The 24,174-nt window shown below is 27.8% G+C and carries 27 protein-coding genes and 2 pseudogenes; 16 read left to right on the plus strand and 13 right to left on the minus strand.

Annotated features, from left to right (window positions below; all coding sequences use genetic code 11):
* Nucleotides 1-217, plus strand: a pseudogene (locus tag KPL44_RS23230) (transposase); the annotation flags it as partial.
* A gap of 382 nt (nt 218-599) precedes the next feature.
* Here the strand turns inward: KPL44_RS23230 and KPL44_RS25620 are convergent.
* Nucleotides 600-686: pseudogene (locus KPL44_RS25620) on the minus strand (alpha/beta hydrolase); the annotation flags it as partial.
* A gap of 192 nt (nt 687-878) precedes the next feature.
* Here KPL44_RS25620 and KPL44_RS23235 point away from each other — a divergent pair.
* The gene (locus KPL44_RS23235; protein WP_216255451.1) at nt 879-1,622 is read left to right on the plus strand and encodes a hypothetical protein; all 744 of its coding nucleotides are present in this window, start codon (nt 879-881) and stop codon (nt 1,620-1,622) included.
* An 891-nt stretch (nt 1,623-2,513) separates the two neighbouring features.
* Here KPL44_RS23235 and KPL44_RS23240 read toward each other — a convergent pair.
* Nucleotides 2,514-2,759 carry a helix-turn-helix domain-containing protein gene (locus KPL44_RS23240; RefSeq protein WP_367302969.1) on the minus strand — a complete coding sequence of 82 codons (246 nt, stop codon included), beginning with the start codon at nt 2,757-2,759 and terminating at the stop codon, nt 2,514-2,516.
* Between the two features lie 274 nt (nt 2,760-3,033).
* Here KPL44_RS23240 and KPL44_RS23245 point away from each other — a divergent pair, with 274 nt between their 5' ends.
* A complete protein-coding gene (locus tag KPL44_RS23245) occupies nt 3,034-3,975 on the plus strand; it encodes a sensor histidine kinase (protein ID WP_216255456.1) in 942 nt (313 codons plus the stop codon).
* Nucleotides 3,976-4,458: 483 nt separating this feature from the next.
* Here KPL44_RS23245 and KPL44_RS23250 read toward each other — a convergent pair whose 3' ends face one another.
* A complete protein-coding gene (locus tag KPL44_RS23250) occupies nt 4,459-4,755 on the minus strand; it encodes an RNA polymerase sigma factor (protein ID WP_216255458.1) in 297 nt (98 codons plus the stop codon).
* Between the two features lie 179 nt (nt 4,756-4,934).
* On the minus strand, nt 4,935-5,114 hold the full coding sequence (locus KPL44_RS23255; protein ID WP_216255460.1) for a hypothetical protein: 180 nt from the start codon (nt 5,112-5,114) through the stop codon (nt 4,935-4,937).
* Between the two features lie 817 nt (nt 5,115-5,931).
* Between KPL44_RS23255 and KPL44_RS23260 the strand changes: the two genes are divergently transcribed.
* Both KPL44_RS23260 and KPL44_RS23265 read left to right on the plus strand, forming a co-directional pair.
* On the plus strand, nt 5,932-6,147 hold the full coding sequence (locus KPL44_RS23260; RefSeq protein WP_216255462.1) for a helix-turn-helix transcriptional regulator: 216 nt from the start codon (nt 5,932-5,934) through the stop codon (nt 6,145-6,147).
* Nucleotides 6,148-6,150: 3 nt separating this feature from the next.
* Nucleotides 6,151-6,561 carry a hypothetical protein gene (locus KPL44_RS23265; RefSeq protein WP_216255464.1) on the plus strand — a complete coding sequence of 137 codons (411 nt, stop codon included), beginning with the start codon at nt 6,151-6,153 and terminating at the stop codon, nt 6,559-6,561.
* A 772-nt stretch (nt 6,562-7,333) separates the two neighbouring features.
* Here KPL44_RS23265 and KPL44_RS25960 read toward each other — a convergent pair.
* Both KPL44_RS25960 and KPL44_RS23270 read right to left on the minus strand, forming a co-directional pair.
* Nucleotides 7,334-7,468, minus strand: a complete 135-nt coding sequence (locus KPL44_RS25960; protein ID WP_301182997.1) for a hypothetical protein — start codon at nt 7,466-7,468, stop codon at nt 7,334-7,336.
* 180 nt (nt 7,469-7,648) lie between these two features.
* On the minus strand, nt 7,649-8,170 hold the full coding sequence (locus KPL44_RS23270) for a hypothetical protein (RefSeq protein ID WP_216255466.1): 522 nt from the start codon (nt 8,168-8,170) through the stop codon (nt 7,649-7,651).
* Nucleotides 8,171-8,361: 191 nt separating this feature from the next.
* Here KPL44_RS23270 and KPL44_RS23275 point away from each other — a divergent pair, with 191 nt between their 5' ends.
* The 3 genes from KPL44_RS23275 to KPL44_RS23285 all read left to right on the plus strand — a co-directional run bounded on the left by KPL44_RS23275 (nt 8,362) and on the right by KPL44_RS23285 (nt 12,053).
* A complete protein-coding gene (locus KPL44_RS23275) occupies nt 8,362-9,027 on the plus strand; it encodes a response regulator transcription factor (protein WP_216255468.1) in 666 nt (221 codons plus the stop codon).
* 12 nt (nt 9,028-9,039) lie between these two features.
* Nucleotides 9,040-10,413, plus strand: coding sequence for a HAMP domain-containing sensor histidine kinase (locus KPL44_RS23280; RefSeq protein ID WP_216255471.1), 1,374 nt, complete (start codon nt 9,040-9,042; stop codon nt 10,411-10,413).
* A 275-nt stretch (nt 10,414-10,688) separates the two neighbouring features.
* Nucleotides 10,689-12,053 carry a sugar porter family MFS transporter gene (locus tag KPL44_RS23285; RefSeq protein ID WP_216255473.1) on the plus strand — a complete coding sequence of 455 codons (1,365 nt, stop codon included), beginning with the start codon at nt 10,689-10,691 and terminating at the stop codon, nt 12,051-12,053.
* Between the two features lie 116 nt (nt 12,054-12,169).
* Here KPL44_RS23285 and KPL44_RS23290 read toward each other — a convergent pair whose 3' ends face one another.
* Nucleotides 12,170-13,042, minus strand: a complete 873-nt coding sequence (locus KPL44_RS23290) for an AraC family transcriptional regulator (protein WP_216255475.1) — start codon at nt 13,040-13,042, stop codon at nt 12,170-12,172.
* 259 nt (nt 13,043-13,301) lie between these two features.
* Here KPL44_RS23290 and KPL44_RS23295 point away from each other — a divergent pair, with 259 nt between their 5' ends.
* Both KPL44_RS23295 and KPL44_RS23300 read left to right on the plus strand, forming a co-directional pair.
* On the plus strand, nt 13,302-14,378 hold the full coding sequence (locus tag KPL44_RS23295) for an alpha/beta hydrolase (RefSeq protein WP_216255477.1): 1,077 nt from the start codon (nt 13,302-13,304) through the stop codon (nt 14,376-14,378).
* A gap of 217 nt (nt 14,379-14,595) precedes the next feature.
* On the plus strand, nt 14,596-15,063 hold the full coding sequence (locus KPL44_RS23300) for a hypothetical protein (protein ID WP_216255479.1): 468 nt from the start codon (nt 14,596-14,598) through the stop codon (nt 15,061-15,063).
* A 170-nt stretch (nt 15,064-15,233) separates the two neighbouring features.
* On the opposite strand, the gene KPL44_RS23305 is transcribed toward KPL44_RS23300, so the two are convergent.
* Nucleotides 15,234-16,070 (minus strand): methyl-accepting chemotaxis protein, encoded by an 837-nt coding sequence (locus tag KPL44_RS23305; protein WP_216255481.1) that lies wholly within the window; start codon nt 16,068-16,070, stop codon nt 15,234-15,236.
* A gap of 96 nt (nt 16,071-16,166) precedes the next feature.
* Nucleotides 16,167-16,445 (minus strand): hypothetical protein, encoded by a 279-nt coding sequence (locus KPL44_RS23310; RefSeq protein WP_216255482.1) that lies wholly within the window; start codon nt 16,443-16,445, stop codon nt 16,167-16,169.
* A gap of 239 nt (nt 16,446-16,684) precedes the next feature.
* Here KPL44_RS23310 and KPL44_RS23315 point away from each other — a divergent pair, with 239 nt between their 5' ends.
* Entirely contained in the window at nt 16,685-16,909 is a 225-nt protein-coding gene (locus KPL44_RS23315) for a hypothetical protein (RefSeq protein WP_216255484.1), read from the plus strand.
* Here KPL44_RS23315 and KPL44_RS23320 read toward each other — a convergent pair.
* Nucleotides 16,906-17,118: a hypothetical protein gene (locus KPL44_RS23320; protein ID WP_216255486.1), complete on the minus strand. Its 213-nt coding sequence runs from the start codon at nt 17,116-17,118 to the stop codon at nt 16,906-16,908. The genes KPL44_RS23315 and KPL44_RS23320 overlap by 4 nt on opposite strands.
* A 128-nt stretch (nt 17,119-17,246) precedes the next feature.
* On the opposite strand from KPL44_RS23320, the gene KPL44_RS23325 reads away from it, so the two are divergent.
* The 3 genes from KPL44_RS23325 (at nt 17,247) to KPL44_RS23335 (ending at nt 18,510) form a co-directional block, all read left to right on the plus strand.
* Entirely contained in the window at nt 17,247-17,579 is a 333-nt protein-coding gene (locus KPL44_RS23325; RefSeq protein ID WP_216255489.1) for a PadR family transcriptional regulator, read from the plus strand.
* Nucleotides 17,572-18,249 carry a hypothetical protein gene (locus KPL44_RS23330; protein ID WP_216255492.1) on the plus strand — a complete coding sequence of 226 codons (678 nt, stop codon included), beginning with the start codon at nt 17,572-17,574 and terminating at the stop codon, nt 18,247-18,249. The genes KPL44_RS23325 and KPL44_RS23330 overlap by 8 nt, the downstream gene beginning before the upstream one ends.
* 63 nt (nt 18,250-18,312) lie before the next feature.
* The gene (locus tag KPL44_RS23335; protein WP_216255494.1) at nt 18,313-18,510 is read left to right on the plus strand and encodes a hypothetical protein; all 198 of its coding nucleotides are present in this window, start codon (nt 18,313-18,315) and stop codon (nt 18,508-18,510) included.
* A gap of 41 nt (nt 18,511-18,551) precedes the next feature.
* Here KPL44_RS23335 and KPL44_RS23340 read toward each other — a convergent pair whose 3' ends face one another.
* Nucleotides 18,552-18,785, minus strand: a complete 234-nt coding sequence (locus KPL44_RS23340) for a hypothetical protein (RefSeq protein ID WP_216255497.1) — start codon at nt 18,783-18,785, stop codon at nt 18,552-18,554.
* A 32-nt stretch (nt 18,786-18,817) separates the two neighbouring features.
* Entirely contained in the window at nt 18,818-20,254 is a 1,437-nt protein-coding gene (locus KPL44_RS23345; RefSeq protein ID WP_216255500.1) for an alpha/beta hydrolase family protein, read from the minus strand.
* Nucleotides 20,255-20,747: 493 nt separating this feature from the next.
* Between KPL44_RS23345 and KPL44_RS23350 the strand changes: the two genes are divergently transcribed.
* A complete protein-coding gene (locus KPL44_RS23350; protein ID WP_216255502.1) occupies nt 20,748-22,856 on the plus strand; it encodes a DUF1430 domain-containing protein in 2,109 nt (702 codons plus the stop codon).
* Between the two features lie 274 nt (nt 22,857-23,130).
* Here KPL44_RS23350 and KPL44_RS23355 read toward each other — a convergent pair whose 3' ends face one another.
* Nucleotides 23,131-23,376 carry a hypothetical protein gene (locus KPL44_RS23355; protein ID WP_216255504.1) on the minus strand — a complete coding sequence of 82 codons (246 nt, stop codon included), beginning with the start codon at nt 23,374-23,376 and terminating at the stop codon, nt 23,131-23,133.
* A gap of 265 nt (nt 23,377-23,641) precedes the next feature.
* Here KPL44_RS23355 and KPL44_RS23360 point away from each other — a divergent pair.
* Nucleotides 23,642-24,174 (plus strand): phosphatase PAP2 family protein (locus KPL44_RS23360; RefSeq protein WP_216255505.1); only part of this gene is annotated, 533 nt, incomplete at its 3' end.

Consider the following 24,174-nt stretch of genomic DNA (forward strand, 5'->3'; position numbering starts at 1 on the left):
AAAAAAGAAATTATCTGAAAGATGGAATGATTTTGGAGAATTTAAAATACAGAGAGATTTGTATTCAAGCTTTTTAATAATGAATGTAAAAGATAATTTAGAAGAAATAGACAAAGAATTATGTTTTAAGCAGTTCGATAATTTTAGAAAACTTCATGATAAAGAAATATTAAAAATACAGAGTAGTATTAATTTGATAAGTAGTATGGGTATTTAGAAGCAAATAAAAGGTTTTGATATGAGCCTTGGACTATCGTTAATTCATTCATTAGAGTGATTGGTAGTAAAAGTTTTAGAGAAATTAATGAGTTCTTATATGTGTAATTTATTAGATCCTTAATAGATGAGAGTATTTGAGAAGTTAACGTATCTAAGAACCCCATTCCTTGAGGTGTGGGAGTATCAGTGGTAATATTGCTGGTATAGGACTTATGGGCTTATATTTTAATATATTTAAATTTTTATTGGCATCTATACGCTTATAGAATCTTTTGCTCTGGTTCGCCAGGGCTTTGAAAATAAAATGATAGAAAAGGGATATGCTGGTACGAAAACTGGCATTCAGTATAAAACCACAACTGGTGGTGATACTGACCTCATACTTTTAAAAACATATGTTGATATCGAAATGCATTGTGAAGGGCTGCATAGCCACCAGCGGATGCACCTCTGATATATCTTCCTTTTAATAATACCATAATTTAAAAAATAAAGTATATTCACAACGATTAAAGAATATTAATATGAACTTAAAGCAAGTACCTCAATATCATTAGATAGGGGGGGACTTGTGACGAAATAAATGAATAATACGCAACATTAAAAATTTTAAAAAATATATTTTAACCTAAATGCAATAATAAAGGAGTATCAGATTTATGTTGAAAAAAGTTGAGTTAGAAGAGTTAAAAGTACAAACTAATATAAATAATGGCTTTGAATCCACGTATGATTTCCAAAGAGTATCATCACTTAAATACATTGAGAAACTGGATTGCAGGGAAATCCTTACAACAAATAATTTGATACAGGTTTTAACTGGTATAGTTTATCATCATGGCATTAAAAATATGCCAATAACATTATATTTTAAAGTAGGAATGAATTTTACAGAGTTTATAAATATACCAACAGTCAGGTTGCTTCCAAGTATTTTTAAAAATGTTAGGGCTTTTGTATATGATAAAAAATTTATTGGTATCTGGGCAAGTACATTACTTGAAGAAGCGAATTTAACATATGAGAAATTATATAAAGAAGATAAAATAGATAACAGTCTAAAAGCTATATTTAGGATTAATAATAAGATGTTTAGTTCTTTAAATCTGCAATTAGCAACAGCATTTGAGATAATAGTAGATGAACATTTAGATAAAATAGAGGATTTTATTAATGATAAACTTGTTATGTATTTATTATCGGAATGTAATAAAAATAATGGGTTATTTGGAGTACCGTTATCAGGTTGGACATTAGCCGAAATAGAGAGTTGTTTATCTTTTTCAAAGTTAAAAAAGTTTTTTGATAGAGTATTTATAGTTGGTAATGGAGAAATATGGACCTCAACACATCTCATTGTTAAACAACCGAAAAATGAATTAATTAACACGATATTAGGATAAAGAAATTATAAGAATGTTACAATAAAAATCGTTCGTAGCATTCTTTAATTATGTCACAAACGAATGTACGATTTTGATTAAAACCTTACATTCGTAAAAACAGCATAAAGCTTTGATATATAAAGACTTATAGTAGATTTAAACTAAAGTCTTTTTTCTTATTGTACATTTGAATGCATTGTTTTATCTAATATATTACAAATATAGTACATTGGTTTTGTGACCTCTGGGACACTTTTTAAGAGTGAGTTTATGATAATAATAAACACTCAATTGATGGAAAAATATTGATTTTTTTTAGGATATTATAAATTTAATTTAAATTGAAATTTGTATTTAGAAGCTTAGTTTTGTTAAACTAAACACTTTATTTGATGTTGAGAATCTTAGAAATGAATTTAAAAAAATTAGATATCTGAACGCCAGTTAGCATGTAACGCTCGTATAAGGGTTTCGGATTCCGCTTAACGCAATCCTACTCGCTATGTCTTCGATGGTAATCCAAGAGTAAACCATTATAGCTTGGATTCTTTAAAGTGGCTTAGAGAGGTTCTAAATGAATGTAAAAAGCAAATGAGGGAGAAAGGAGCTAATGAATATGAATACTGATATATTAAATGTTTTAAAAGAAGGATTAAGGGTGTTGTGAAGGTGCAACGAGAAATTTAATATAAGCATATCATAGCTAGAAGAAATACAACATAATCAAGGGCATACAATATAATTTTCGTTATATTGTATGCCACTTTTGATTTTAGTCCCAATTTGCTTATACTCTAGTTCACTTCTTACTCACCTTTTTGGTGTCCAAATATAACGTTTTCAAAATGCTTCCATTATTAGAAAATATAAAAATATTTAGAAGAAAATATAAACACTGTTATATCCAAATTATTTGATGTAGTGTTTTTTATTTTTAAAGGTATCTACTTCTAATAAATCATATGGGTGTGTTTTAAGTGCATCAGCTAGATTTTCTACAGTTTTTAATGTTGGGCTTTCGTGACCTCTCTCTAACTCACTAATATGGCTTTGAGACACACTCGCTATAAACGCTAATCTTTTTTGTGTCATACACATGCGCTTCCTAACTTCTTGTAGTTTAAGTGTAAATTTATACATATTACAATGACACATCCTTTCTTCTCTTAAAATGTATTAAATATATACAAGTTTTTTTGAAAAAAATGCGAATAATAGCCAATAACGATAATTAGAGCTGATATAATCATAGCATGTTCAATTATCATTATCTATTCTAAAACAAAAATAAACTCAAAAGTTAAATTTAAATATAAAAAATGGAATGTTATGAAAAAATTTTAATTGTAGATAAAAGTAAAGCTTACAAACTAAATGTAACATGATTGAATAAATATAAAGAATATTAATACAAAAGGAGATATGCATCATGAAAGATATAATGCCAGCTGTAAATTTCAATTACAGAAAAAATTATTTAGAAAGAGAAACGAATGAAATAATTATACAACTTGAAGAAGAATTAAAATTTACCAAGGAGCGCCTCCAAACTGAAGTAAATTCTAATATAATTATGAAGAAAGCATTGAAATCCCAGGAAGAATTTATTGTTAATATATCTCATGAACTTAAAACACCTCTAAATATTTTGTCTGCGACAGTTCAATTATTTAGTATATACTGTAGTAATGGTTCATTAGACAAAATGAAGAGCTCAATTATTAATTATATTGGCTCAATGAAACAAAATTGCTATAGATTATCCAAACTTATTAGTAACATAGTTGATTCATCGAAAATTGAAACAGGATTCTTTGAATTGCACTTATCAAATAACAATATAGTCGAAGTAGTAGAAGATACCGTTATGTCTGTAACTAATCTTACTGAAATTAAAGGGCTAAATATTATTTTTGATACTGATACAGAAGAAAAAATAATTGCTTGTGATCCAGAGAAAATTGAGAGAGTAGTATTAAATCTTATATCAAATGCGATAAAATTCTCAGATAAAGGTGATAAAATATTTGTTAATATTAAAGATAAGGATAAATTTGTTGAAATATCAGTAGAGGATAATGGCATTGGCATTGAAGAAAAAAACTTGGGTACAATATTTGATAGATTTAAACAGGTAGATAAATCACTATCAAGAAATGCAGAAGGCACAGGTATAGGACTAAGTTTAGTTAAGTCAATTGTGGAATTACATTGTGGACACATCTATGCTGAAAGTGAAGTTGGGAATGGAAGTAAGTTTATAGTAAAGCTTCCTTCAAGAAATGTGTCTCATGAAAATTTAACACATAATAAAAAAATGTCAAGTAAAAATGAAAACATAAAAGTGGAACTTTCAGATATTCATTTATGAGATAGTTCATGTATTTGAAATATAAAGAATTAGTAGATGAGATTCTATTAAGAAAAAGAATTATTGTTTTCTAAAAAAAGAATAAAATAAAAATTACAATTATACTAACTTGATTTTAATAAAATAACGATTTTATTAAAATTATAGAATGATAAATAATGCATAAAGAGGGTGCATATTTTCAATTAGACACCTTTTATGCATTAAAATAGAGCCTTATTGCATATCAAAATAGCATGAATGATGGTATAGGCTAGATAAGAGCACATAACAAATGACGTGGAAGTCTATTTTCACGACATTTTATTTTTCCAAATCTTATTGTATTTTTTACGCATATATTGGGCTACCAATTTATCAAGCTCCTTTTATTTTTGTTTCTCCATAACTTTTTTATTGTTTATGTAAGAATTTAAATCTTTTAGAACTTCCAATCTATTCAGAATAGGCATCATTAAAGGGTTTGGGCATATCGTTCAAAATTTATGAACTAACTATCCCTTCATATCCAAAATTCTCACTTCTTATATCTAAAAAGTTTTCAATATAGATTACTTTACTGTTTTTCCTATGAAAATCTAATATAGTATTATAAGCAATATGAAAAACCCAATTTTTACTTGTTTCTACTTCAATAATCTTATCTTCATTTTCAAATATTTTGGTGAATACAGTAGCTATTATATCTTCTGCATTCCGTTTGTTTTTCACAGAAACAAAAATATATCTGTATACGCAATCATAGTACGTATCATAAAGTTGTTCGAACTTGCTTTGCATTAAACGATTCCCCCATTATAATCACGTTTCGGTGATGTATTAACTTTTTTAATTCATTTAATAGATCTATTTGCTCCCTTTTGGGGACTAGTTTTTAAATACAAAGGTGAATTTTACTTATTTAGCAATTTTTCTATATTTTTATTTAATCGCCCTAGTTGTCTTATTATCATCCAGTTTTATTCAACCTGTGCTGACAAATAAGTTACTTTAGCCTGATCATCAGCTTTCGCAAAACTTAATGCCATCCCAACTTTAAAAAAGTTATTACCAGCTAAATCATTAGCTATTCTTTTCAAAACGATTAAATCTTTATCTTCTAAATCTTCTAACTGATATATTTCCATAAACTTTTGCATTTCTTTAGTTTACTTATATTCCTTGCTTTCTTTATTTCCAAACATAATTCACCCCCCTATTTTTTTTCATAATAAGATAATTATACTGTGATCTTTCTTATATAATCTACTGGAAATTGTAGGGGTAATTATTATTAATTCAAAATTTGAATGTTACATAATATAAAGAAAATAAAAAAAAATAGTAAGGATATAGCCTACTACTTTTTAAACAAGTGATTGCATATTACATCTGATAATCATAGCATAGCCAGTAAATACTGGCATTATACTAGCTAAACATTATTAATTGAAATATATATGTGAAAAACATACTTATTTATAAAGTTCGTTAAATATCCCCAAAACGAACTTTGGCTATATACCTAACTTTCATGACCTCACTATAAAATAAACGAACTTTACGTTAATAAAATACGAACTTTTGACGTTTTTTTATTCATTTTATAATTATTGGTTTGATTCTTGTATAATATAACGGTGCAATAATTTATAGATCTAATAGAAAGTGAGGTGTAATATGAAAAACACAAAAACATGTTCCAAGTGTAATTCAAGAAATATGGGTTTACTTTATTATGTGTATTGATATTCTGAAAGTAACACAATACCAATTGAGTTACTTTCACTTTAAGGCTATATCACATTTATAAATTGTTGTTAATATAATCTATTTTAGAAAATAATAAATCACATAGCACAATTTTATTTTTGGAATAAAAAAGCGTACTTTAGTGTAAATATATCTTTACATTCGGGTATGCTTTATTTATAATGCAAGTAAAGATATCTTTACTTGTTGATTGGAGGGTTACTAATGAAAGTAATAAATCATATTCGGGAAATCCGTCAAAAAAGGGTAATAACACAAATTAAGATGGCAGAAGATCTACAAGTCACACGGCAAACGATCAATGCAATTGAAAAGAATAAGTATAATCCAAGTTTGGAGTTAGCACTAAAATTAATACAGTATTTTGATGTGCCAATTGAGAAATTGTTTTATCTAGAGAAAGCAAAAGAGGAGGAATAAACTATGAAAAAACAAAAGTTACAAATCGTTGTTTGGGCTTTTATAATTGGATGTATTTTAATAGGTGTATATATTTCGGGGAAAGAAGCTGACGAATATAGCTACTATAGTGCCATTGTTCTCACGGTTGGTACAGTCCTAGGAATTGTCATATATTCACTTTTATTTAATTGGAATAAAAATAAAAATAAAAATAAAAATGGTAATGTACCAGATGTGGATGAACGAACTGTAATACTTATACAGCGATATTTTATGATTGCACTTTATGTTGTTCTCTTTGGTAGTGCGGCTGCTTTACTAATCTTATATGCAATGGGTGTTCATTCTATTGAAACTGGTATGTTAATGGTATATTTGACGGTATTATTTATGTTAATTGGGGTGGGAACTATTGTAACAAAACGGTTATAAACCTTTTTCATAAGAGTTGGGATAGTGGACATCTGTGAAATATACTACAACACCAAAAAATAGTGAAAGTAACACAATAGTAATTGAGCTACATTCACATTGGGGCTATTGACTATTCCTTAAAAAATTCATTTTCAATGTAACATAACGTGTTGACTTGTTATATTGAATGTATTTTAAATAAGATAAATCTACACCATCGATGTGATTACAAAAGTTATCTGCCTGGACATCAAAGAATCTCCATTCCGTTCATTCTTCTCTTCATTGCAATTCTTTCAGTAAACTAGTCCAAAGCAAAAAAAATAATTACTCTTTTTCCGAGGGGTAACAATTCCTACAGTGATTATGATTAAATATATTACATTCATGATCCGCAATATATCATATAAACAGATCTATTCAAGTCTACAATTGCTTAGTTAAATTTAACTAAATGCTTAACAACCTATATATAGCTTAGAACGAACTTAATATTTTTTTGTATCTTTGTATTTGTATGTTTCATAATAATTTTAAATAATTAATAAATTATTGATTTAGTTATATAGTTAGTATAGTGAATTTTGATAGTACAACCCTGTTTTCTTTCCTTGGAAATAAAGATAGTGTAGTAGCTATTTTTAATTTAGAGGTTTAATGTAACAGCTAACGGTTTTCTCATAAAACAGCTGCTCATAAATTTTGGGCTAATAAATAAATTTAAAGTCGTTAATATTGCAGCTCCGCAGGAGATGATTTGATGAAAACGCGAGCTTTATTATGTATGATTCTAAACATATGGTTTAGATTGTGCCTTCAAAAGATTTTCATATTGAGCTTTAGCTTCTTGTAGTTGACCAGTTATCATTGTAGACATCATAGGTAGCATAGTGATAGGGTGCCAATTTTGTTGCTGTTTCTCCATAAATATATTATATGTATTACTCTTTAAAATAGGAAATAGTCTCAATCTGAATATAACTCAATTGGTACTTGGGTTATAATCACTTTAATTTTTATAAAATAACAGTACAAAAAATAAAAAGTCTAGCGTAATTGCTAGGCTTTTTATGGCTGATTGATCTAGAACTGAATTTAATTTCTATTATTTGCTTAATGAACTTATTAATGTATCTAAATCAGAACTTAATTTTTGTAATATTGGTGTTTCACTTGTTTGTAGTGAAGCTATATTATTAAGGTCGCTTACTAAAGCTGCATAATTTTTGTTGGTTACATCAGTTTTAGCAATTTTTTTATCAGCAACTAATTTTACATTGATACCTTTTAATGCAGTTTTGTCAGCTTTTATAAGAGCTCGTTGAGCTTTTAAAGCGTCTTTTTTAGTTTTTAAAGTTTTGTTAGTCTTATCTTGTGCTATTAACGTTCTAACTTGAACAAGCTTCCCTTTTATAGCAGCTTTAATTGTCTGATTAGTTTTATTGTTAGTTTTAATAGTTTGTTTTCCTAATTTTATTTGACTTGCATAAGGGACTCTAGCCGGATCTTTTTGAGTTGCAGTTGTTGTCGCCTTAGTATTTGATTTAGTTGTTAATGTTTGAGCACCTACACTAAGGGGTATTAACATTGATAGTGCTAATGCACCTAATATGTGTTTTTTTATCATAATATTCATTCCTCCAATATTTAATATATTTGTTTATAAGATTAATTATATACTCAAAATATGGTATAACAGTTAAATGATTATGTGGAATTGTGTGAATCATACACATATTATACGTGATTAGTATTTAAAAGGTTTTATTTGGTATACTTGTAGAAGGTAATTGATTAAAAGGAGATGTTTATAAAGCTATGAGTTATAAAATACATCTGGTAGAGGACGAAGAAAACTTAAACGATATATTGAAATCTTATCTTCAAAATGAGGGCTTACAGGTTACCACTTTTCTAAATGGACAATCCGCAAGGAATGCCATAGATAACAACGTCGACTTATGGGTTCTAGATATTACGCTTCCTGATATAGATGGATTTCAGTTACTAAAAGAAATAAAGGAAAAAAATAAAGATGTTCCTGTTATATTTATATCCGCAAGAGATCAAGATATCGATAGAATTATTGGCCTTGAAATGGGCAGTGATGATTATCTCGCAAAGCCATTCATGCCAAGAGAACTTGTTATAAGAGTACAAAAATTGTTAGATCGAGTTTATAACAATGATAAGGTTAAGCAAGTTTTAATTATTGAAGGTTATACTATTGATATAGAGAGAAGATTAGTAAAGTTTAATGATGAAGTAGTATCTATGACCTCAGGGGAATTCGATCTGTTACTACTTTTAATAAATAAGAAAGGTGGAGCAGTCACAAGGGCGCAGATAATTAACGACCTATGGGGAGATAACTATTTTGGAAGTGACAGAGTAGTTGATGATTTGGTCAGGAGACTTAGAAAAAAAATTCCTAAATTAAAGGTAGAGACCATATATGGACATGGATACAGGCTATCCTGTTAGAAAGGACTTATTATGAAGAAACTAAAGAATCGCCCCCTGGCTACACAGATATGGATTATATTCACATTAGTAATTATAATTGTGTTCGTTTTATTATCAGTATATTTTTCATTAACAATAAGATCCTTCTTTACCAATGAGATATATAAAACTATTGAAACGGCTCAAGAGAACTTAATCCAAAAGAGTACAGGTATGTATGACCTTAATGAAGAGGAGAATACGGCTACAGTAAGTAATGACATCCGTGCTGTAAAACACATGAAATTAAATTATAATAACTCTGAAGCAAATATAGTGAAAATACAAAAAATTACACCAGATAATATTGAAGCAGAGTCTTTCCTTAAGAAATTAAAAAAACAAGTGAAGAGCCAAACTAATACCACTCAAAGATATGTTCAAAGCACAAGTTCTGGCAGAATACTATATGTAATGCGGTCAACCGGGATCAATAAAAAAGGGAATTTCGAAATATCCTATATGTGGGATACTTACAGAAATTCCTTGTATACGAGTTTAATAGGTAGGCTATTCTCTGTAATGATTATTGCATTAATCATATGTCTTATAGGCGCAAAATATATGGCTCAAAAGCTGGTGCTACCTCTAAGGGAATTGCAAGGCAAGGTAAAAAAAATAGGTATAAGACAGTGGCATGAAAGTATTGACATAGACAGAAATGATGAAATTGGTGAACTCTCAAAATCCATTGAGGATATGAGAAAAGAACTTGTTAAGCAGGATGAATATGAACAGACGATGCTACAGAAGACATCCCACGATTTAAAGACACCTTTAATGGTAATAAGGAGCTATGCGCATGCCGTAGAAGACGGAATTTACCCAAAGGGAGATCTGAAAAGTACCATGAAAGTTATTGATTATGAAACCCAAAAAATGCAAAAGAGGGTAAATGGTCTACTTTATTTAACCAAAATCAAGTATATGTCTAAGTATAAGAATGAATTCAAAAAAACAAATATCAAGGATTTAGTGGAAGGAATTATTGAAAGCTTTTTTTATAATAAGAAAGGTATTAAATTTGAGATTGAAATTGAAAATATTAAAGTAACTGGTGATGAAGAGCAATGGACTGTGGTTTTTGAAAATATAATAGAAAATGGATTAAGGTATGCAAAAAACCTAATTAGGATAAATATATATGAAGACGATAAACGGCAGTATATTTCTATATATAATGATGGTGAAAAAATTCCTGATGATAGGCTTGAAAATATATTTTGGGCTTTTAACAAGGGCAATGAAGGCAACTTTGGCTTGGGTCTGGATATTGTAAAAAGAATAGTAAGTATGTACAATGGCAGTATAAAGGCTCAAAATGAAGATAGTGGTGTGTCTTTTATAGTGATTATTACGAAATAAAAACATGAGAATATTATTTTATTATGTATATAATCTTGTTCTTTTATATTTGCTAGAATATATTTGTAGCGTTGCTTACAAAAAAACTAAAAAACATGTTAGAAATAGACCGTGTTTTAGTCAAAAAATAACGATACTAGTATCCTAGATGTATATATAATAATACTTGTAAACAGTTTCAGCTAAAACGAATAAGATTTAGTTGAAACTGTTTACTAAAAATGAAAGAGGTGGTATAAAATTAATGCTATAAAAATTAAGGGGGATAATTAATTATGAGTAAAGTCGAAAAAGAAAAAGGATCCATTGGTTTCATTGTATTTATAGCTATAGCTGCAGCCTTTGGAGGGGTGCTATATGGATATGATTCAGCTCTTATATCAGGTGCAATTGATTCAATTCAAGGAAAATTTCAATTTGGTAGTGCGATGGTTGGATTTGTCGTTTCAAGTATTTTAATTGGTGGAGCTATTGGGGTATTAATTTCGGGATCTTTTAGTGATTGGATAGGGCGTAAAAAGGTATTAGAAATTTCAGCATTACTATTTGTAGTAGCATCAATTGCTCAAGCTCTTTCGCCTAATGTTACAACTATTATAATATCACGTTTAGTCGGTGGATTAGGCATCGGAATGGCTTCAGTATTATCGGTTGCTTATATTTCTGAAGTTGCCCCTGCTCATATGAGAGGACGCTTAAGTTCAGCTTATCAATTTGCTTGTGGTATTGGTATTATAACTGTCTACTTTGTTAATGCTGGCATAATGAATGGTGCAGATCCTGCATGGAAAATTGCTACTGGATGGCGTGTAATTTTAGCTCTAGGTGGTGTACCTGCCTTATTGTATATTCTTGTTTTATTACCTATACCTGAAAGCCCAAGATGGCTTATAAGTAAAGGTAGAAGAGAAGAAGCAAGAATCATTTTAGAAAAAATTAATGGAACTGTGGAAGCTAATAAAGAAGTCATTAATATTGAAAATTCAATTAAAGTTAATGAAAAAAATACATGGGCTGATTTTAAGTCATCTAAAGTAAAAAAAGCGCTTAAAGTAGGTATTACATTAGCTGTGCTTCAACAATTAGTTGGTATCAATGTAATCATTTACTATGCACCACAAGTATTTAAAGCAGCTGGTGCAAAAGGAGACCTAGGAACAGTTACTATTTCTTTCATAGGTATTTCAGCTATACTGGGTGTAATATGTTCTATGTGGCTTGTTGATAAGCTTGGTCGTAAAAAGCTCTTAATGGGCGGTAGTTTAGGAATGGCTTGTATGCAAGGACTTGTTGGTGCTTCAATATATTTCAATTTGAATTTAGGAATATTAACAAGTGGTTTTATTATAGTATATTTGTTTTTATTTAATGCTTCTATGGGACCTGTTGTATGGGTTATATTAGGCGAAATTTTTCCAAATAAGGTTCGTGGAAGAGCCATGGCTATTGCAACATTTTGTATGTGGGTAGCAAACTGGCTGATTTCTCAATTATTCCCAATTATTTTATCTAATTTTGGTGCTGGAGCAGCTTTTGCCGTTTTTGGAATTATGTGTATTGTTTCTTTCTTTTACGTATGGTTAAAAGTTCCTGAAACAAAAAATAAATCACTAGAAGAAATGGACAAAATTTGGATGTAGACTACTTTTAATAGATAAAATATACTCCAAAGGAAGGTTATTAATTATTGTTAATTGGTAACCTCCTTTGAAATTACGCACAAAGCGATAATTATTATATGCTAAACGACTATTATTTATTTTTGAGATTCTAAACAATTTTTATTGAGAAGTTTTTTTCTATACTTATCTGGAGTTTCTTCATAAATTGATTTAAATACCCTTGTAAATGATTTTTCATTTGGAAAGCCATTCTCAAGAGCAATGCGAGTAATTGAATAATCTGTATTTAACAAATCACGATGGGAATTCATTAAACGAATAGTATCAATATATTTGTGGATAGTCATACCCATATGTTTTTTAAAATATCTACATAAATATTCAGGAGAATAGCTGTATATACTAGCTATTTTATTAACAGATAATGATTTTTTATAGTGATTTTTTATGTAATTACAAATAATAGATATTTTTTCTAAATTTTCATTATTAGTGATGATTTCTGATTCAGTTCTATTTTGGGTGAAGTTTTTTAATAAAAAGTATATTAATTCATAAGATAAACTAGTTAACTTTATATTCCAAAATAATTGTTCTTTATCATAAAACTCAGTTATTTGGTCTAAGATAGTTCTTAAATCATCAAATGGAAACTTTTTTTCATTATTAGCATTAGAAAAACACATGCAATTGAAAAATTTTGTTCCGATTTCTGGATATGTTTTTTTAATAAATTCATAAGGTATTAAAAGAGTAACTGTTTTGGTTTCAACATGTGCAACGAAAAAAGAGTGAATGGTATTTGAATTTATGAGAAAAATGTCATCTTTTTTTGCAGTATATTTAACACCATCAATATTAACCATATCAATTTTTCCTGATATTATATAAGTTAATTCAACATCAGAATGCCAATGTTTTTCGATAAAAAAAGTACTTAGCTTTTGTATATAAATTTTAATAGGCATTTGTTCTTCAATTTTTACTATCTCATGTATGTAATCCATTAAATCACTCTCCACATAATCATAAAACAGGAATAATTGGAAGCTTTTATTCTTGTTTAATATTTATCGTTTATGAAAATTATAATAAACGATAAAAGAAAATAATACAAGCAAGAGATTTAACATAATTAAAACTTAGGTTAGAAATTATCCTTATTTTAGTCATAAAAAAACGATACTATAATTAAAAATAGATTTATAATAATAGCCGGAAACAGTTTCATAAATTAAATCTAAATTATTGGAGGAAAATATAAATATGAAAAACAATAAATATTCAGACTTAGTAGAAATATTAAAAAACAAAACTATAATAGAAAAAGCTAATGGAATAGATATAACCATAAAACAGATACCTGATTTGGATGAGGATGGTGTAATGGATCCAAGAGTATATAAAATATTAACAGAACCTGAAGTTAAGAAAGACAAAGAAAAGGATAACTTTGTTTTTAATGGTTATCAAGTAGGGGAAATAAGGCAAAGTATGGGCTGGGATAACAAAGATATAACAACTAGAGAAATTGGAACAGAATATAGAACTATAAAAGGGGAAAATGGAGATATACCAATAAGAATATACACTCCACTAGAAAATGAGGGAAAAGTTCCATGCGTCATATTCTTCCATGGTGGTGGATTTGTTGGAGGCACATTAGATGTTGTAGAAAACCCTTGCAAAGCAATTGCAGATAAAGCAAATGCTGTAGTAATATCAGTAGATTATAGGTTAGCACCAGAAAACCCATTTCCAAAGGGAGTTATTGATTGTTTTGATGCTGTCAAATATGCATATAATAATTCAGGAAAATTAAATATATATAAAGAAAAAATATGTGTATCAGGAGATAGTGCTGGAGGTAATTTTGCAGCGGTATGTTCTTTAAAAGATAGAAATGAAAAAACAAATATGATAAAATATCAAGCGTTAATTTATCCTGTAGTTATACTTACAAATAATAAAGGTGAGGAATATAATTGGCAAATTTCACAATACAATATAAAAAATAATGATGAAATAATAAAGAAAGCTGTACTTGAATTAAGAGATGATAGTATGGTTGAAGATCTATATACTGAAGGTAAAAATATTTATATTTCACCATTACTTGAAAAAGATTTTAGTAATTTACCAAAGACATTAGTAATAAATGCTGAGTATGACTTTCTAAGAGTACAGGGTGAAGTTTATGTTAAGAAACTAATTGATGCAGGGGTAGATGCAAGAAATATAAGATATAACGGCATAGACCATGCTTTTATAGATAAATGTGGTATTTATCCTCAAGCAGAAGATTGTTTTAATGAAATAGCTAAGGATATTAGGGCTTTGTAGAATTATAAAAAACTTATGATAAACTTTTAGACTTAGAAGTTTGTCCAACAGGATTAAATATTCATAAGAACTTAGATTAAGTCTGAAAACAACCATGGATTAGTCAATTCTCAGAATATTTACCTTCCTTTTAATTGGAAATTATGTTATAAATAACATATAAAAGAAACATTATATTATATAGAATCTTTTAAATTACAATAAAAGGGAGACATATATGTTTGATAAAGTAAAAAAAACCAGTAAAAAAAATATAATATTAAGTATAGGAATTGTACTATGCCTATGTATTGTAAGTTCCTATGCCTACACCAAATTTACACCTCGATGGTTTTCAAGTACAGATACGTATGCAGTAGTAAAGGAAGGATTTTTGACAAGGCAGGGATATACCAATGAATTGTCTAAACATATGTCACCGCAAGTTTTTAAAAGGATAAATATATATCAATATGAAGACTTAAATAGAAAAAAACCTTATAAAATAGATTTCACTTTAAAGGAAGATTCAAGAAGATATAAAAATGGTGTAGTCTATGTTAAAATGATTTATTCGCTTAAAATAATGGATTTGCAAAATATACAAATAGGTCCAAAGAGTGGTTCACATGATATTATAAATACATTTATTATTAAAAATAAAAATGGTGTATGGTACATTGCAGATAATTGGGAAGAGGTATAAAACTAAAATACTATCTTTATCTTAGATAGGATATAAGAAATTAACCTATGGTTTAAGCATATTTTTATGATACCATTTATCCACAAAATTCATCTCCTTATCACCCATGAGATAATATCTCATGGATTACTTACTATCTTACTACCTTGTTCTCCTATGTAGTTTTAAAATCAAATTTTTCCGGATATATTTTCCATCATTTGAGCTGTTGAATTTAATTCCTCAAGGGATGCGGCTATTTCTTGAAGTGTTGCTACTTGACCCTCAAATATACTAGTAGATTTACTTATTTTTTCATTTATGTTTTTTATAGAAGCACCAATGTTCTTCAATACATCATCTACCTTTTTAACTGATTCACTGGTTGATGTTGACAATTTTCTAATCTCTGTTGCGACTACTTTAAATCCTCTTCCGGCTTCCCCAGCTCTTGCAGCTTCAATTGCAGCATTTAACCCTAACATATTTGTTTTAGATGATATTGTTTGAATAAATTTAAGAATTTCATCTGTATTCTTTGAGTTATCATTAGCCTCTTGGACTTTTGAAGATATATCATCATTCATGGTAACTACATTTTGTACTCCTGTTGAAAGATCATTAATGGCAATTGATATTTGACTAAGTGCTGAGGATAAAGTTTGAGAAATATTTATTAATTCATTTGTCTTTATTAAACTTTTCCCCATAACAACGCATCCATCAACTTTATTATGTTCATTATGAATAGGAATTGCATATGATCTAAATGGAATACCATATACCTCTTTTGGCACATTTTTAATAAGTATTTTATCAGTTTTCATAGCCAGAAGAATTGCTCCACCTTCAGGTATTTTATCACCTTCCTCTGATCTCAAATTCAAGTTTGAATTATTCTGTACTTTTAAAAATGTTTCTGTATCTGTTATGGCAAAAGATACATCATCGTCAAAAAAACATGGCAAATAAGTTAACACATTAATAAACGAATTTAATATCTCATTATCACAAATCATTTTTTGCATTTGCATTTCGCTCCTTTAATTTAGCATAGATTTTATTCGGTCAATAGTTAATTATACTATAATTACCATGATTTTCATATAAAAAGTGAAATATATCTATTTGCTATGAATACGAGCCTCTGATTCTTTACTCCATTTTACACCATAAATTTTTTCAAAAAAGGTTGGTCTATATAATATACGTTCTAAAAAGAAATAAGGGATGTAGTATGAAATAACATATATTATAAAACCAATCCCTTCAATAGAAAAACCTATACCTTCTATTATTTCTCCACCAAAGAAAAACCAAATCATGTATACAATTACACCAATGATTCTCCATTTTTTTAATTCTTTCTTATCAATTATGATAAATTCATCAAAATTACTCATCTTTTGTACCCCCTCTTTAATTAAATATTATTTAAAATAAATTAAACAATAATATAAGTAGTATATTAAATCTACAGACAAAAATCAATTTTTTATCACAGGATATAGTATTTATATGTAAGGTGGTTCAGCTAAAACACGATAAGGAGGTGAAGAGAAATATAGATATTCATCGTTCTTCTTATCTTATGGTAAGAAGATTTTTTTGTTTTGAAACAAATTCGAGGGAGTGATTATTAATGAATACAACAGGAATGATAAGAGGATATATGTCAAAAAACATGCAAGCACAAGAATTTATAAAAGTGGTGATGAGTATGAATCTTATTAAGAAACTTCAAAGTCCTTATGGTGTTGATAGATTCTTGTTGCAAGAATTTGAAAAGCAAGGATTTAAGTTTGATAAGAATAGGAGCCAATATATACAGTATTGTTTTGGAATATATAAAATGCTGATGAATTAGTAAGTATGTAACATAAAATCTTTAATAAATTTTTCCTCAAAACTTAGATTATTAAAATTAATTACTATATTTTCAATCTTTCCAAAAACTCCATGGCATTTATATCCCTGAATAGAGGTGTTAACAAAGGATAAAAAAGCATCATTAGTAGAAAATAAATCTTTATAACTTTTGTCATGAATGTTATTTAAATCTTTTTTAAAACTCATGTTCACCCTCCTAAGTATATCAAATTTTTGCCTGAAATAATATATATTGAAATTTAGGTACTTGACATAGCAACATAGTTGCAATACAATATAGCTACTAGGTTACATTACAAGGTAGGTGATATAAAATGGCAAATTCTTCTCAATTATTAAAAGGAATTTTAGAAGGTTGCATATTAAAAATAATTTTAAAAAAAGAAACCTATGGATATGAATTATATAGTTCACTAAAAATCAATGGTTTTGATGACTTATCTGAAGGAACTTTATATCCTTTGCTAATTAGGTTGGAGAAAAATGGTTTATTGTCCTCAATAAGCAGGGACTCACCTCTAGGACCAAAACGAAAATATTATTCGCTTACCAAATTAGGGGAAGATGAATTTTTAGATTTTTGTAACTCCTGGGGTAAAATTTCAAAATCAGTTAATAAGATATTGGGGGATGATCTAAATGATTAAAACAAAATCATTAATAATGCAATTAAATAAAGCATCTGAAAACTTATCTTTAGAAAACAAAGGTGTATTTGATGACATTGTAGTCTATGTAAGAACATCAAATATAAAAACAAGAGATGCTGAAGAATTTCTTCAACAGATACTAGACAGTTTTTTAAATGCAGAGCAACAAGGTGTAAGAATTGAAACTGTACTAGGGACAACAGATATTAAGCATTACTGTGAAGAAATAGTAGATACCTTCAAATCAAGCTATAATTACTCATCACTATGTAGCGAATATGTTATGTACATAGGTATGATCATAACAATGTTATCAATTATTAATTATATTACACAAAGTTTAAGTATAATTTCAAAGTATGGTGTTAATAATCTCACTTTCTATCTAAACTTTAATTTAGGAATAATCTCTCAAGTTTTTATTATAGGGATTACTATTATTGCTATTATGACTTATATCAAAAAAAGCTGTTTTAAGGAACTAGTTAAGGTTAGTAAACTAAAAGAGTTTTTTAAACTTTGGGTAATAGGATGTCTATGGTTTAGTATATTTATTGCTTGCATGATGTTTTTAGGGGGAATATTAGTATTTAGAGTAAATATAATTTTAGTCATTATTGTTGGAATCGCTTTATATTTTATAGGCAATTATGCATCAGAAAAATAAAGACTTTAAAAATTGAAATATAAGGGATAGTATCCGCAAAATGAGGAAAGGGGTTCACTACACATGCTATACAAACTTAGATATTTAATTATAGCAATTGTATTTCTTATTTTAACAAAAGTGATTGTGCCAATTTTCCAATTTATGAATTGGAATATAGCAAAAGAAAGTCAAGATTTAATGGTAATTATTTTTGGTTCATTAGCTATTATTTTTTCATTAGTAGCAGCAGTTTCTGGCATTAGAAAAAATAACCATTAATGATAAAAACATCATATAATGGATATTTTGATAATAAATTTCTACTTATTCATGTTTTTATGATACCAATTATCTGCAATTTTTATAGAGATATTGCCTAATACAAGAGAAAGGACTGCTATAATAACAAAGCATAATGCAGTATCTAATGAAATAAATTTCTTGCCGTAAATTCCTAAATAAGAGCTTATTTCCAAACCGATTATCAAGGAAATCATGCCTGCTGTAAATTCAAGCCTTTTCCTAATTATTCTATATTTTTCTAACATATCCACAAAACTCATCCCCTTATCATCAATATATAGTATTATCTTGATTGTAAACTAACTTCAGGATATTTAGAAAGCTTTTGATCAATTAAAGGCTCCTTCATTCCCTTAAGGTGCTTGTCAAAAAATGAAAGTATATAATCATTCATAATTTGTTCCTGCCTATTTCCATTAATAGTACCTAATAGTGAGATTAATTTTTCAGAGGGCATGATAACAGTCTGATCTGTAAAATCAAGATGTTTTGTTCCGTTTATTGATACAATAAGATAGTTTTTTTGATCTTTAGAGTATCCTGGGTCTATATAGTTTTTAATATTTCCTTTAGTTAAAAACATAAAAGGCTGCTTAACTTTATTGTTTACAGTATCACCATTTGCGGGGCCATCCATATTAATAAATGCTTTAAATCTATTATCTGTAAGGCTTGCTTGTCCTGCTGTAGACCCACCAAATGAATGACCGAATATTCCCAAATTTGATATATCCAATTTATCATTGAATATACTCTTAATTTCTCCATTATTAAGCTTTTCTATCTCATCAACAACAAAGCTAGTATCATCACTCCATATATGTACACTCTTTTCTGCTAGTTTAGAATTTTTTGTCATATATTTCTGAAATTCATTACTTGTTTTATCTCCTTTAAATTGTTTTGATACATTGCTATTTTCATCACCCCATCTTTTCATTTGTTTATCGTTGAAAGGTACGATTTTCCCTTGCGGAAATGTACTAGAAAAAGCTTCATAGGTATGTGATATGCTGAATACTACATATCCATGACTAGCCAATTCCTCCATTTGTATTGTATTTTGTCCACTAAACCCACCATATCCGTGTGAAAAAACTATTACTGGATACTTTTCTTTTTTATTGTAAATCCCTGTATTAAGAAAACTGTTTGTTTTAATTAATTCAAACTGATTCAATAGGTTGGGATATCCTAAACTTTTGCACATATATGTGCTAACCTTACTGTCTGAAATGTAAGGCTGAACTTTTTTACCTTTTACTCCATTGGTTGGATACCAAACTTGTACTGCAAGTTCCCTAGGTGTGTCAGCGTTTGTAAAAATGCCTTTTCTAGATTTGTCAGTAAAAGCCATAATCCTCGTTCCAACGGAATATTCCCCATCTGGCTTAGGAAGATTTATTACAGGAAACAGCATTGGAAATACAATTGATATTATTAATGACATCATAAGAAAAGTAATTCCTACTATTTTAAATACCTTTTTCACTTTAGAAATTCTTGAATATGTATTAATAATACATACAACAAGTAAAACTATAGATAAAAAATATGCTGGAACCATTTGTAGTCTATACCCCTCAAAAATCAAGCTTAATGTGCATGATAGAACCGCTAGTATAGGTAATGTAATTCTTAATTTTTTATACTTTATAAAAACAAGATTGATAATGGTAATAACTAAAAAAACAATTGTCAGTACTTCAAAAATTCTCATAAAATCACTCCTTAAAATTTAGAATTTTATCAATACGAACTCTAAGACTTGTAGCTTCAATTCCATGAACAAAGTTAAAATTGAAATTAACCGCGTTATAAATTCTGTCCCCCTTTATTGAAATTTTACTGATTTTTTTAAAAAAAACAATACAAATTACGTGAAACGTACATTTTCTGTCATAAGCAGTTACTTTCATATAAATACTATTTAGGATTTGAATGACTTTTCATGTTCGAAAAATGACCGTTCATGCTTTTTTCATTGTATTTCATTCTACTTTTTTGTAAGATAATAGCAACAAAGGGATAACACTTAAGTATTTAGAATATAGTGCTAAAAGCAAATAGTTTATGCCACACCCGTAATCAAATAAGGAATAAATATTAATGGAGTTATTGGCTTTTGTTATAAAAACGGCTTAAGGGGCTGTCTCGCAATAGAAATTACTTTCTATTTTGAGACAGCCACTTTTATTTAAGGAGAGATTACATTGGAAAAAACATTTGCAATAATCTTGTCAATTATTTCAATAAGCTCATTTTTCATATTGTTAAATATTCAAGATATAGTTGAATTTAATAATATAAAAAATGCAGAGATTAATGATAAAAGTTATAATATAACAATATCAAATAAAATTAACACTGCTTCATCAGAGAAAACTTATAAAACTCTCGTTAAAGTTGCCAATAAATACAATGCGTCTATCTATCACTCTACAATATATTTAGTTAAAGATGAATCTATTTTAACTAAATATGTTTATTGTAATGAAGATTATTTTTTTGGAAAATTCAAGTTAATACATGGCAAAATGATAGCTCAAAACAATAAAAATGTGAATAGCTTAGTGGCAACATTTGAAACAGGAAATAAAAATCAAATAGGTACAATTTATGATTTTAGGTCTAATGATAAAATGGTAATTACTACATTGGAAAGTGCTGTTAATAAAAAGTCTTTTAGTGGCGATTACATAGTGAATTTGAAAAATCCCAATAATATTGATAAGTTTATAGATGAACTTACGGTAAATCTTAAAGTTGATGTAATAAAAAAAGATATAGATGTAAGTGAAAGTGTTAATTCATTGCAAGCTTATATCGTAATAATCATAATGTATGTTATTCTAATTTTAATTATTTTTTATAAATTACTAAACTCTTATAAAGAGTTTGGGATAAAGAAAATGTTGGGTTTTACAACCATAGATATCTGGATTAAAGATATTGTAGACTTAATAAAATTGCAATTAATAATAAATGTAATTATAGATATTTCACTGTTTATTATTATGTTAAAGGGATACTCTAATTATTTAAATTCATTTATATTTAAAGTTTGTATGAGCTTAATCATTCAATTAATAATGTCATTTATGTTTTTATCCGTTCCATATATATACATATCTAAGATTACCATTTCTAATATGATAAAAAATAAAAAGAACATGAAGGCAATTGTGACTTTTAATATTATTTTAAAGACTATATTGCTAATTACTTTTATATTAGTATCATCAATATCATTAAAGGAATATGATTCAATTAAATCATTTTATAATACTTCTTTTGAACAATGGGAAAAAACAAAGGACTATGCATTTATAGGTGGTCTTAAACCAATCGACTATGCCGAACTCCAATCAGAAGCATTTAATTTGAAATTGAAAAAATTATATCTTTATTTAAATGATAAAGGTGGTATATTAGCGGATTTTAAGGCCTTTAGTCAACAAAGAATGGAAATGAATAAAAATGCGGATATACCTAAGCAGGTTAAAGCAGTTGCAACTGTTAATCCTAATTACTTAATAAATAATAACTTTTATGATAGTAAAAATAAAAAAATAAGTATTTTAGAATCAGAAAGAGACAGCATAATAATTATTCCACATAAATATATAAAATCAGAAAAAGAAATAAAAAATTACTTCTCATATTTAGAAAATGATATAAAAATCATATGGAGCAAAGATAATCAAAAGTTGTTTTCTTATGATATAGATGTAAACTCTAAATATGGAAATATGGTAACAGATCCACTTTTAATGGTAATAACAAAAAGTAATGGAGATTTGAATGATTATGCTAAGGTAGCTGGAGAAGAAGGGGATCCATTTAAATTTAAAAGTACTAATAGAGATAATCCTCAAGGGACATTTAAGAATAAAGCGAAGGAATTAGGAATTTATAATAAATTAGTTAATGTCTATTCTGTATATGATGAAGTATCACTTAAAATTTATGAATTAAAACAAAAACTTTTTGTAATTTCAGTTGTGATTCTGTTGTGTATAGTAATTATTATTTTGATTATACTGCAAAATACATTTAATTACTTTGAAGAAAATAAACAATTATTAGCTATTAAGACTTTTCATGGATACAAACATTATGATAAGTACAGAGACTATTATTTGAAAATGTTATACTCCTGGATTATAATAGCCATTTTTATAATCTCCAAAAATGGTGTAAAACCTGACAATAGTTGGAGCATTTTTATGGGGGCATTAGTTATGGATATAATAATTTCAGCCATAAGTATTAAAAAAATTGAAAAAAGGAATATTATTAAGGTTATAAAGAGGGGATAATAGATGAATATTATAGAACTTAAGAACGTCACAAAATGTTACGAAGAAAAAATGATATAATTAAATAAATCTATTTTGTGTATGCCGTTAATTATATCATTTTTAAAATTAAGAAGATAAAGGAGTTAATAATTATGGACAACGAGGCAATCAAAAAATACATAGGAAAGTGTTGCAATATATTTGCAACAGGGGGACTTGTGACGACTTAGGGATAAAACATGAACTCTTCTTATATGTTCTCAACAAAATATAAAAAGATATAGAATTTAATCTATACCTTAAATTTCTTACCACATTTCATGCATACTCTATGATTTCCATCTGGTAAGAAATCAAATCCTCCTGATAATGCTCCACCGCTAGAGACTTTCTTTAATAATTCAAATCGTTTTTGTATACTAATAGAAGTTGAGCCACATCTTGGACATTCTGATTCCCTCTCACTGTTTTCCTTTTTTGATTTTGGGACTATACCCCAAATACACAACCCAAAGAATATTAATAATATTATTATCATTTTAATTATTTCTCCTTTTTTTATTTATTAAAAAAATTATATACATTTCATAACTCCATAAACATTTAGTTAATTATACTACTTATACCATGTATTATGCATAAGAAAATGAAATATGTTTTGTTATATATAAGCTATTATAATTACAATTCTTAAGCTAAATCTAATACTTTTTTAATCTGTTTTTAAGAAATATATTATATTCTATATGTAGTAATTTATATCTTATATTATTATTATTATTAGTTAGGGGGCACTAAGGACAATGATATCTTTAATACAGAAATTTGATAGTTCAATATTATTATATATAAAAGATAATATGCATGGACCTATTATGGATAAAATAATGGTTATATCAACATACTTAGGTAATGGGGGTATCGTTTGGATTATGATAATAGCGGCACTGATGATTAGCGAAAAATATAGGAGGATAGGTTTTATGGCTTTAGCAGCTTTAATACTAAGCACAATTTTAGGAGACGTAGTATTAAAAAATGTTGTTAAGCGTATACGTCCATCAGCAACTATAGCATCAATTAACCTTTTAATTCCAAAACCTTTATCTTATTCATTTCCGTCAGGGCACACTACTTCCTCATTTGCAGTTGCAGGAGTACTAGCAAGATATTTGAAAAATTATGCATTTGAATTTTTCAGTTTAGCATCTCTGATAGCTTTTTCAAGATTATATTTATCTGTGCATTATCCTACAGATATTTTAGGTGGTATAGTTTTGGGACTTATATGTAGTGGGATAATAATTTTTTTATTTGATAAAATAAGTTGTTTAAA

The sequence above is a fragment of the Clostridium sp. DSM 17811 genome (assembly GCF_018861905.1).
Classification (GTDB): domain Bacteria; phylum Bacillota; class Clostridia; order Clostridiales; family Clostridiaceae; genus Clostridium_AD; species Clostridium_AD frigoriphilum.

Bases quoted from the DNA above. Each gene is read 5' to 3' on its own strand.
- KPL44_RS23235 (WP_216255451.1), top strand. From the start codon at position 879: ATGTTGAAAAAAGTTGAGTTAGAAGAGTTAAAAGTACAAACTAATATA.
- KPL44_RS23240 (WP_367302969.1), bottom strand. From the start codon at position 2,759: ATGTGTCATTGTAATATGTATAAATTTACACTTAAACTACAAGAAGTT.
- KPL44_RS23245 (WP_216255456.1), top strand. From the start codon at position 3,034: ATGAAAGATATAATGCCAGCTGTAAATTTCAATTACAGAAAAAATTAT.
- KPL44_RS23250 (WP_216255458.1), bottom strand. From the start codon at position 4,755: ATGCAAAGCAAGTTCGAACAACTTTATGATACGTACTATGATTGCGTA.
- KPL44_RS23255 (WP_216255460.1), bottom strand. From the start codon at position 5,114: ATGCAAAAGTTTATGGAAATATATCAGTTAGAAGATTTAGAAGATAAA.
- KPL44_RS23260 (WP_216255462.1), top strand. From the start codon at position 5,932: ATGAAAGTAATAAATCATATTCGGGAAATCCGTCAAAAAAGGGTAATA.
- KPL44_RS23265 (WP_216255464.1), top strand. From the start codon at position 6,151: ATGAAAAAACAAAAGTTACAAATCGTTGTTTGGGCTTTTATAATTGGA.
- KPL44_RS25960 (WP_301182997.1), bottom strand. From the start codon at position 7,468: ATGGAGAAACAGCAACAAAATTGGCACCCTATCACTATGCTACCTATG.
- KPL44_RS23270 (WP_216255466.1), bottom strand. From the start codon at position 8,170: ATGATAAAAAAACACATATTAGGTGCATTAGCACTATCAATGTTAATA.
- KPL44_RS23275 (WP_216255468.1), top strand. From the start codon at position 8,362: ATGAGTTATAAAATACATCTGGTAGAGGACGAAGAAAACTTAAACGAT.
- KPL44_RS23280 (WP_216255471.1), top strand. From the start codon at position 9,040: ATGAAGAAACTAAAGAATCGCCCCCTGGCTACACAGATATGGATTATA.
- KPL44_RS23285 (WP_216255473.1), top strand. From the start codon at position 10,689: ATGAGTAAAGTCGAAAAAGAAAAAGGATCCATTGGTTTCATTGTATTT.
- KPL44_RS23290 (WP_216255475.1), bottom strand. From the start codon at position 13,042: ATGGATTACATACATGAGATAGTAAAAATTGAAGAACAAATGCCTATT.
- KPL44_RS23295 (WP_216255477.1), top strand. From the start codon at position 13,302: ATGAAAAACAATAAATATTCAGACTTAGTAGAAATATTAAAAAACAAA.
- KPL44_RS23300 (WP_216255479.1), top strand. From the start codon at position 14,596: ATGTTTGATAAAGTAAAAAAAACCAGTAAAAAAAATATAATATTAAGT.
- KPL44_RS23305 (WP_216255481.1), bottom strand. From the start codon at position 16,070: ATGCAAAAAATGATTTGTGATAATGAGATATTAAATTCGTTTATTAAT.
- KPL44_RS23310 (WP_216255482.1), bottom strand. From the start codon at position 16,445: ATGAGTAATTTTGATGAATTTATCATAATTGATAAGAAAGAATTAAAA.
- KPL44_RS23315 (WP_216255484.1), top strand. From the start codon at position 16,685: ATGAATACAACAGGAATGATAAGAGGATATATGTCAAAAAACATGCAA.
- KPL44_RS23320 (WP_216255486.1), bottom strand. From the start codon at position 17,118: ATGAGTTTTAAAAAAGATTTAAATAACATTCATGACAAAAGTTATAAA.
- KPL44_RS23325 (WP_216255489.1), top strand. From the start codon at position 17,247: ATGGCAAATTCTTCTCAATTATTAAAAGGAATTTTAGAAGGTTGCATA.
- KPL44_RS23330 (WP_216255492.1), top strand. From the start codon at position 17,572: ATGATTAAAACAAAATCATTAATAATGCAATTAAATAAAGCATCTGAA.
- KPL44_RS23335 (WP_216255494.1), top strand. From the start codon at position 18,313: ATGCTATACAAACTTAGATATTTAATTATAGCAATTGTATTTCTTATT.
- KPL44_RS23345 (WP_216255500.1), bottom strand. From the start codon at position 20,254: ATGAGAATTTTTGAAGTACTGACAATTGTTTTTTTAGTTATTACCATT.
- KPL44_RS23355 (WP_216255504.1), bottom strand. From the start codon at position 23,376: ATGATAATAATATTATTAATATTCTTTGGGTTGTGTATTTGGGGTATA.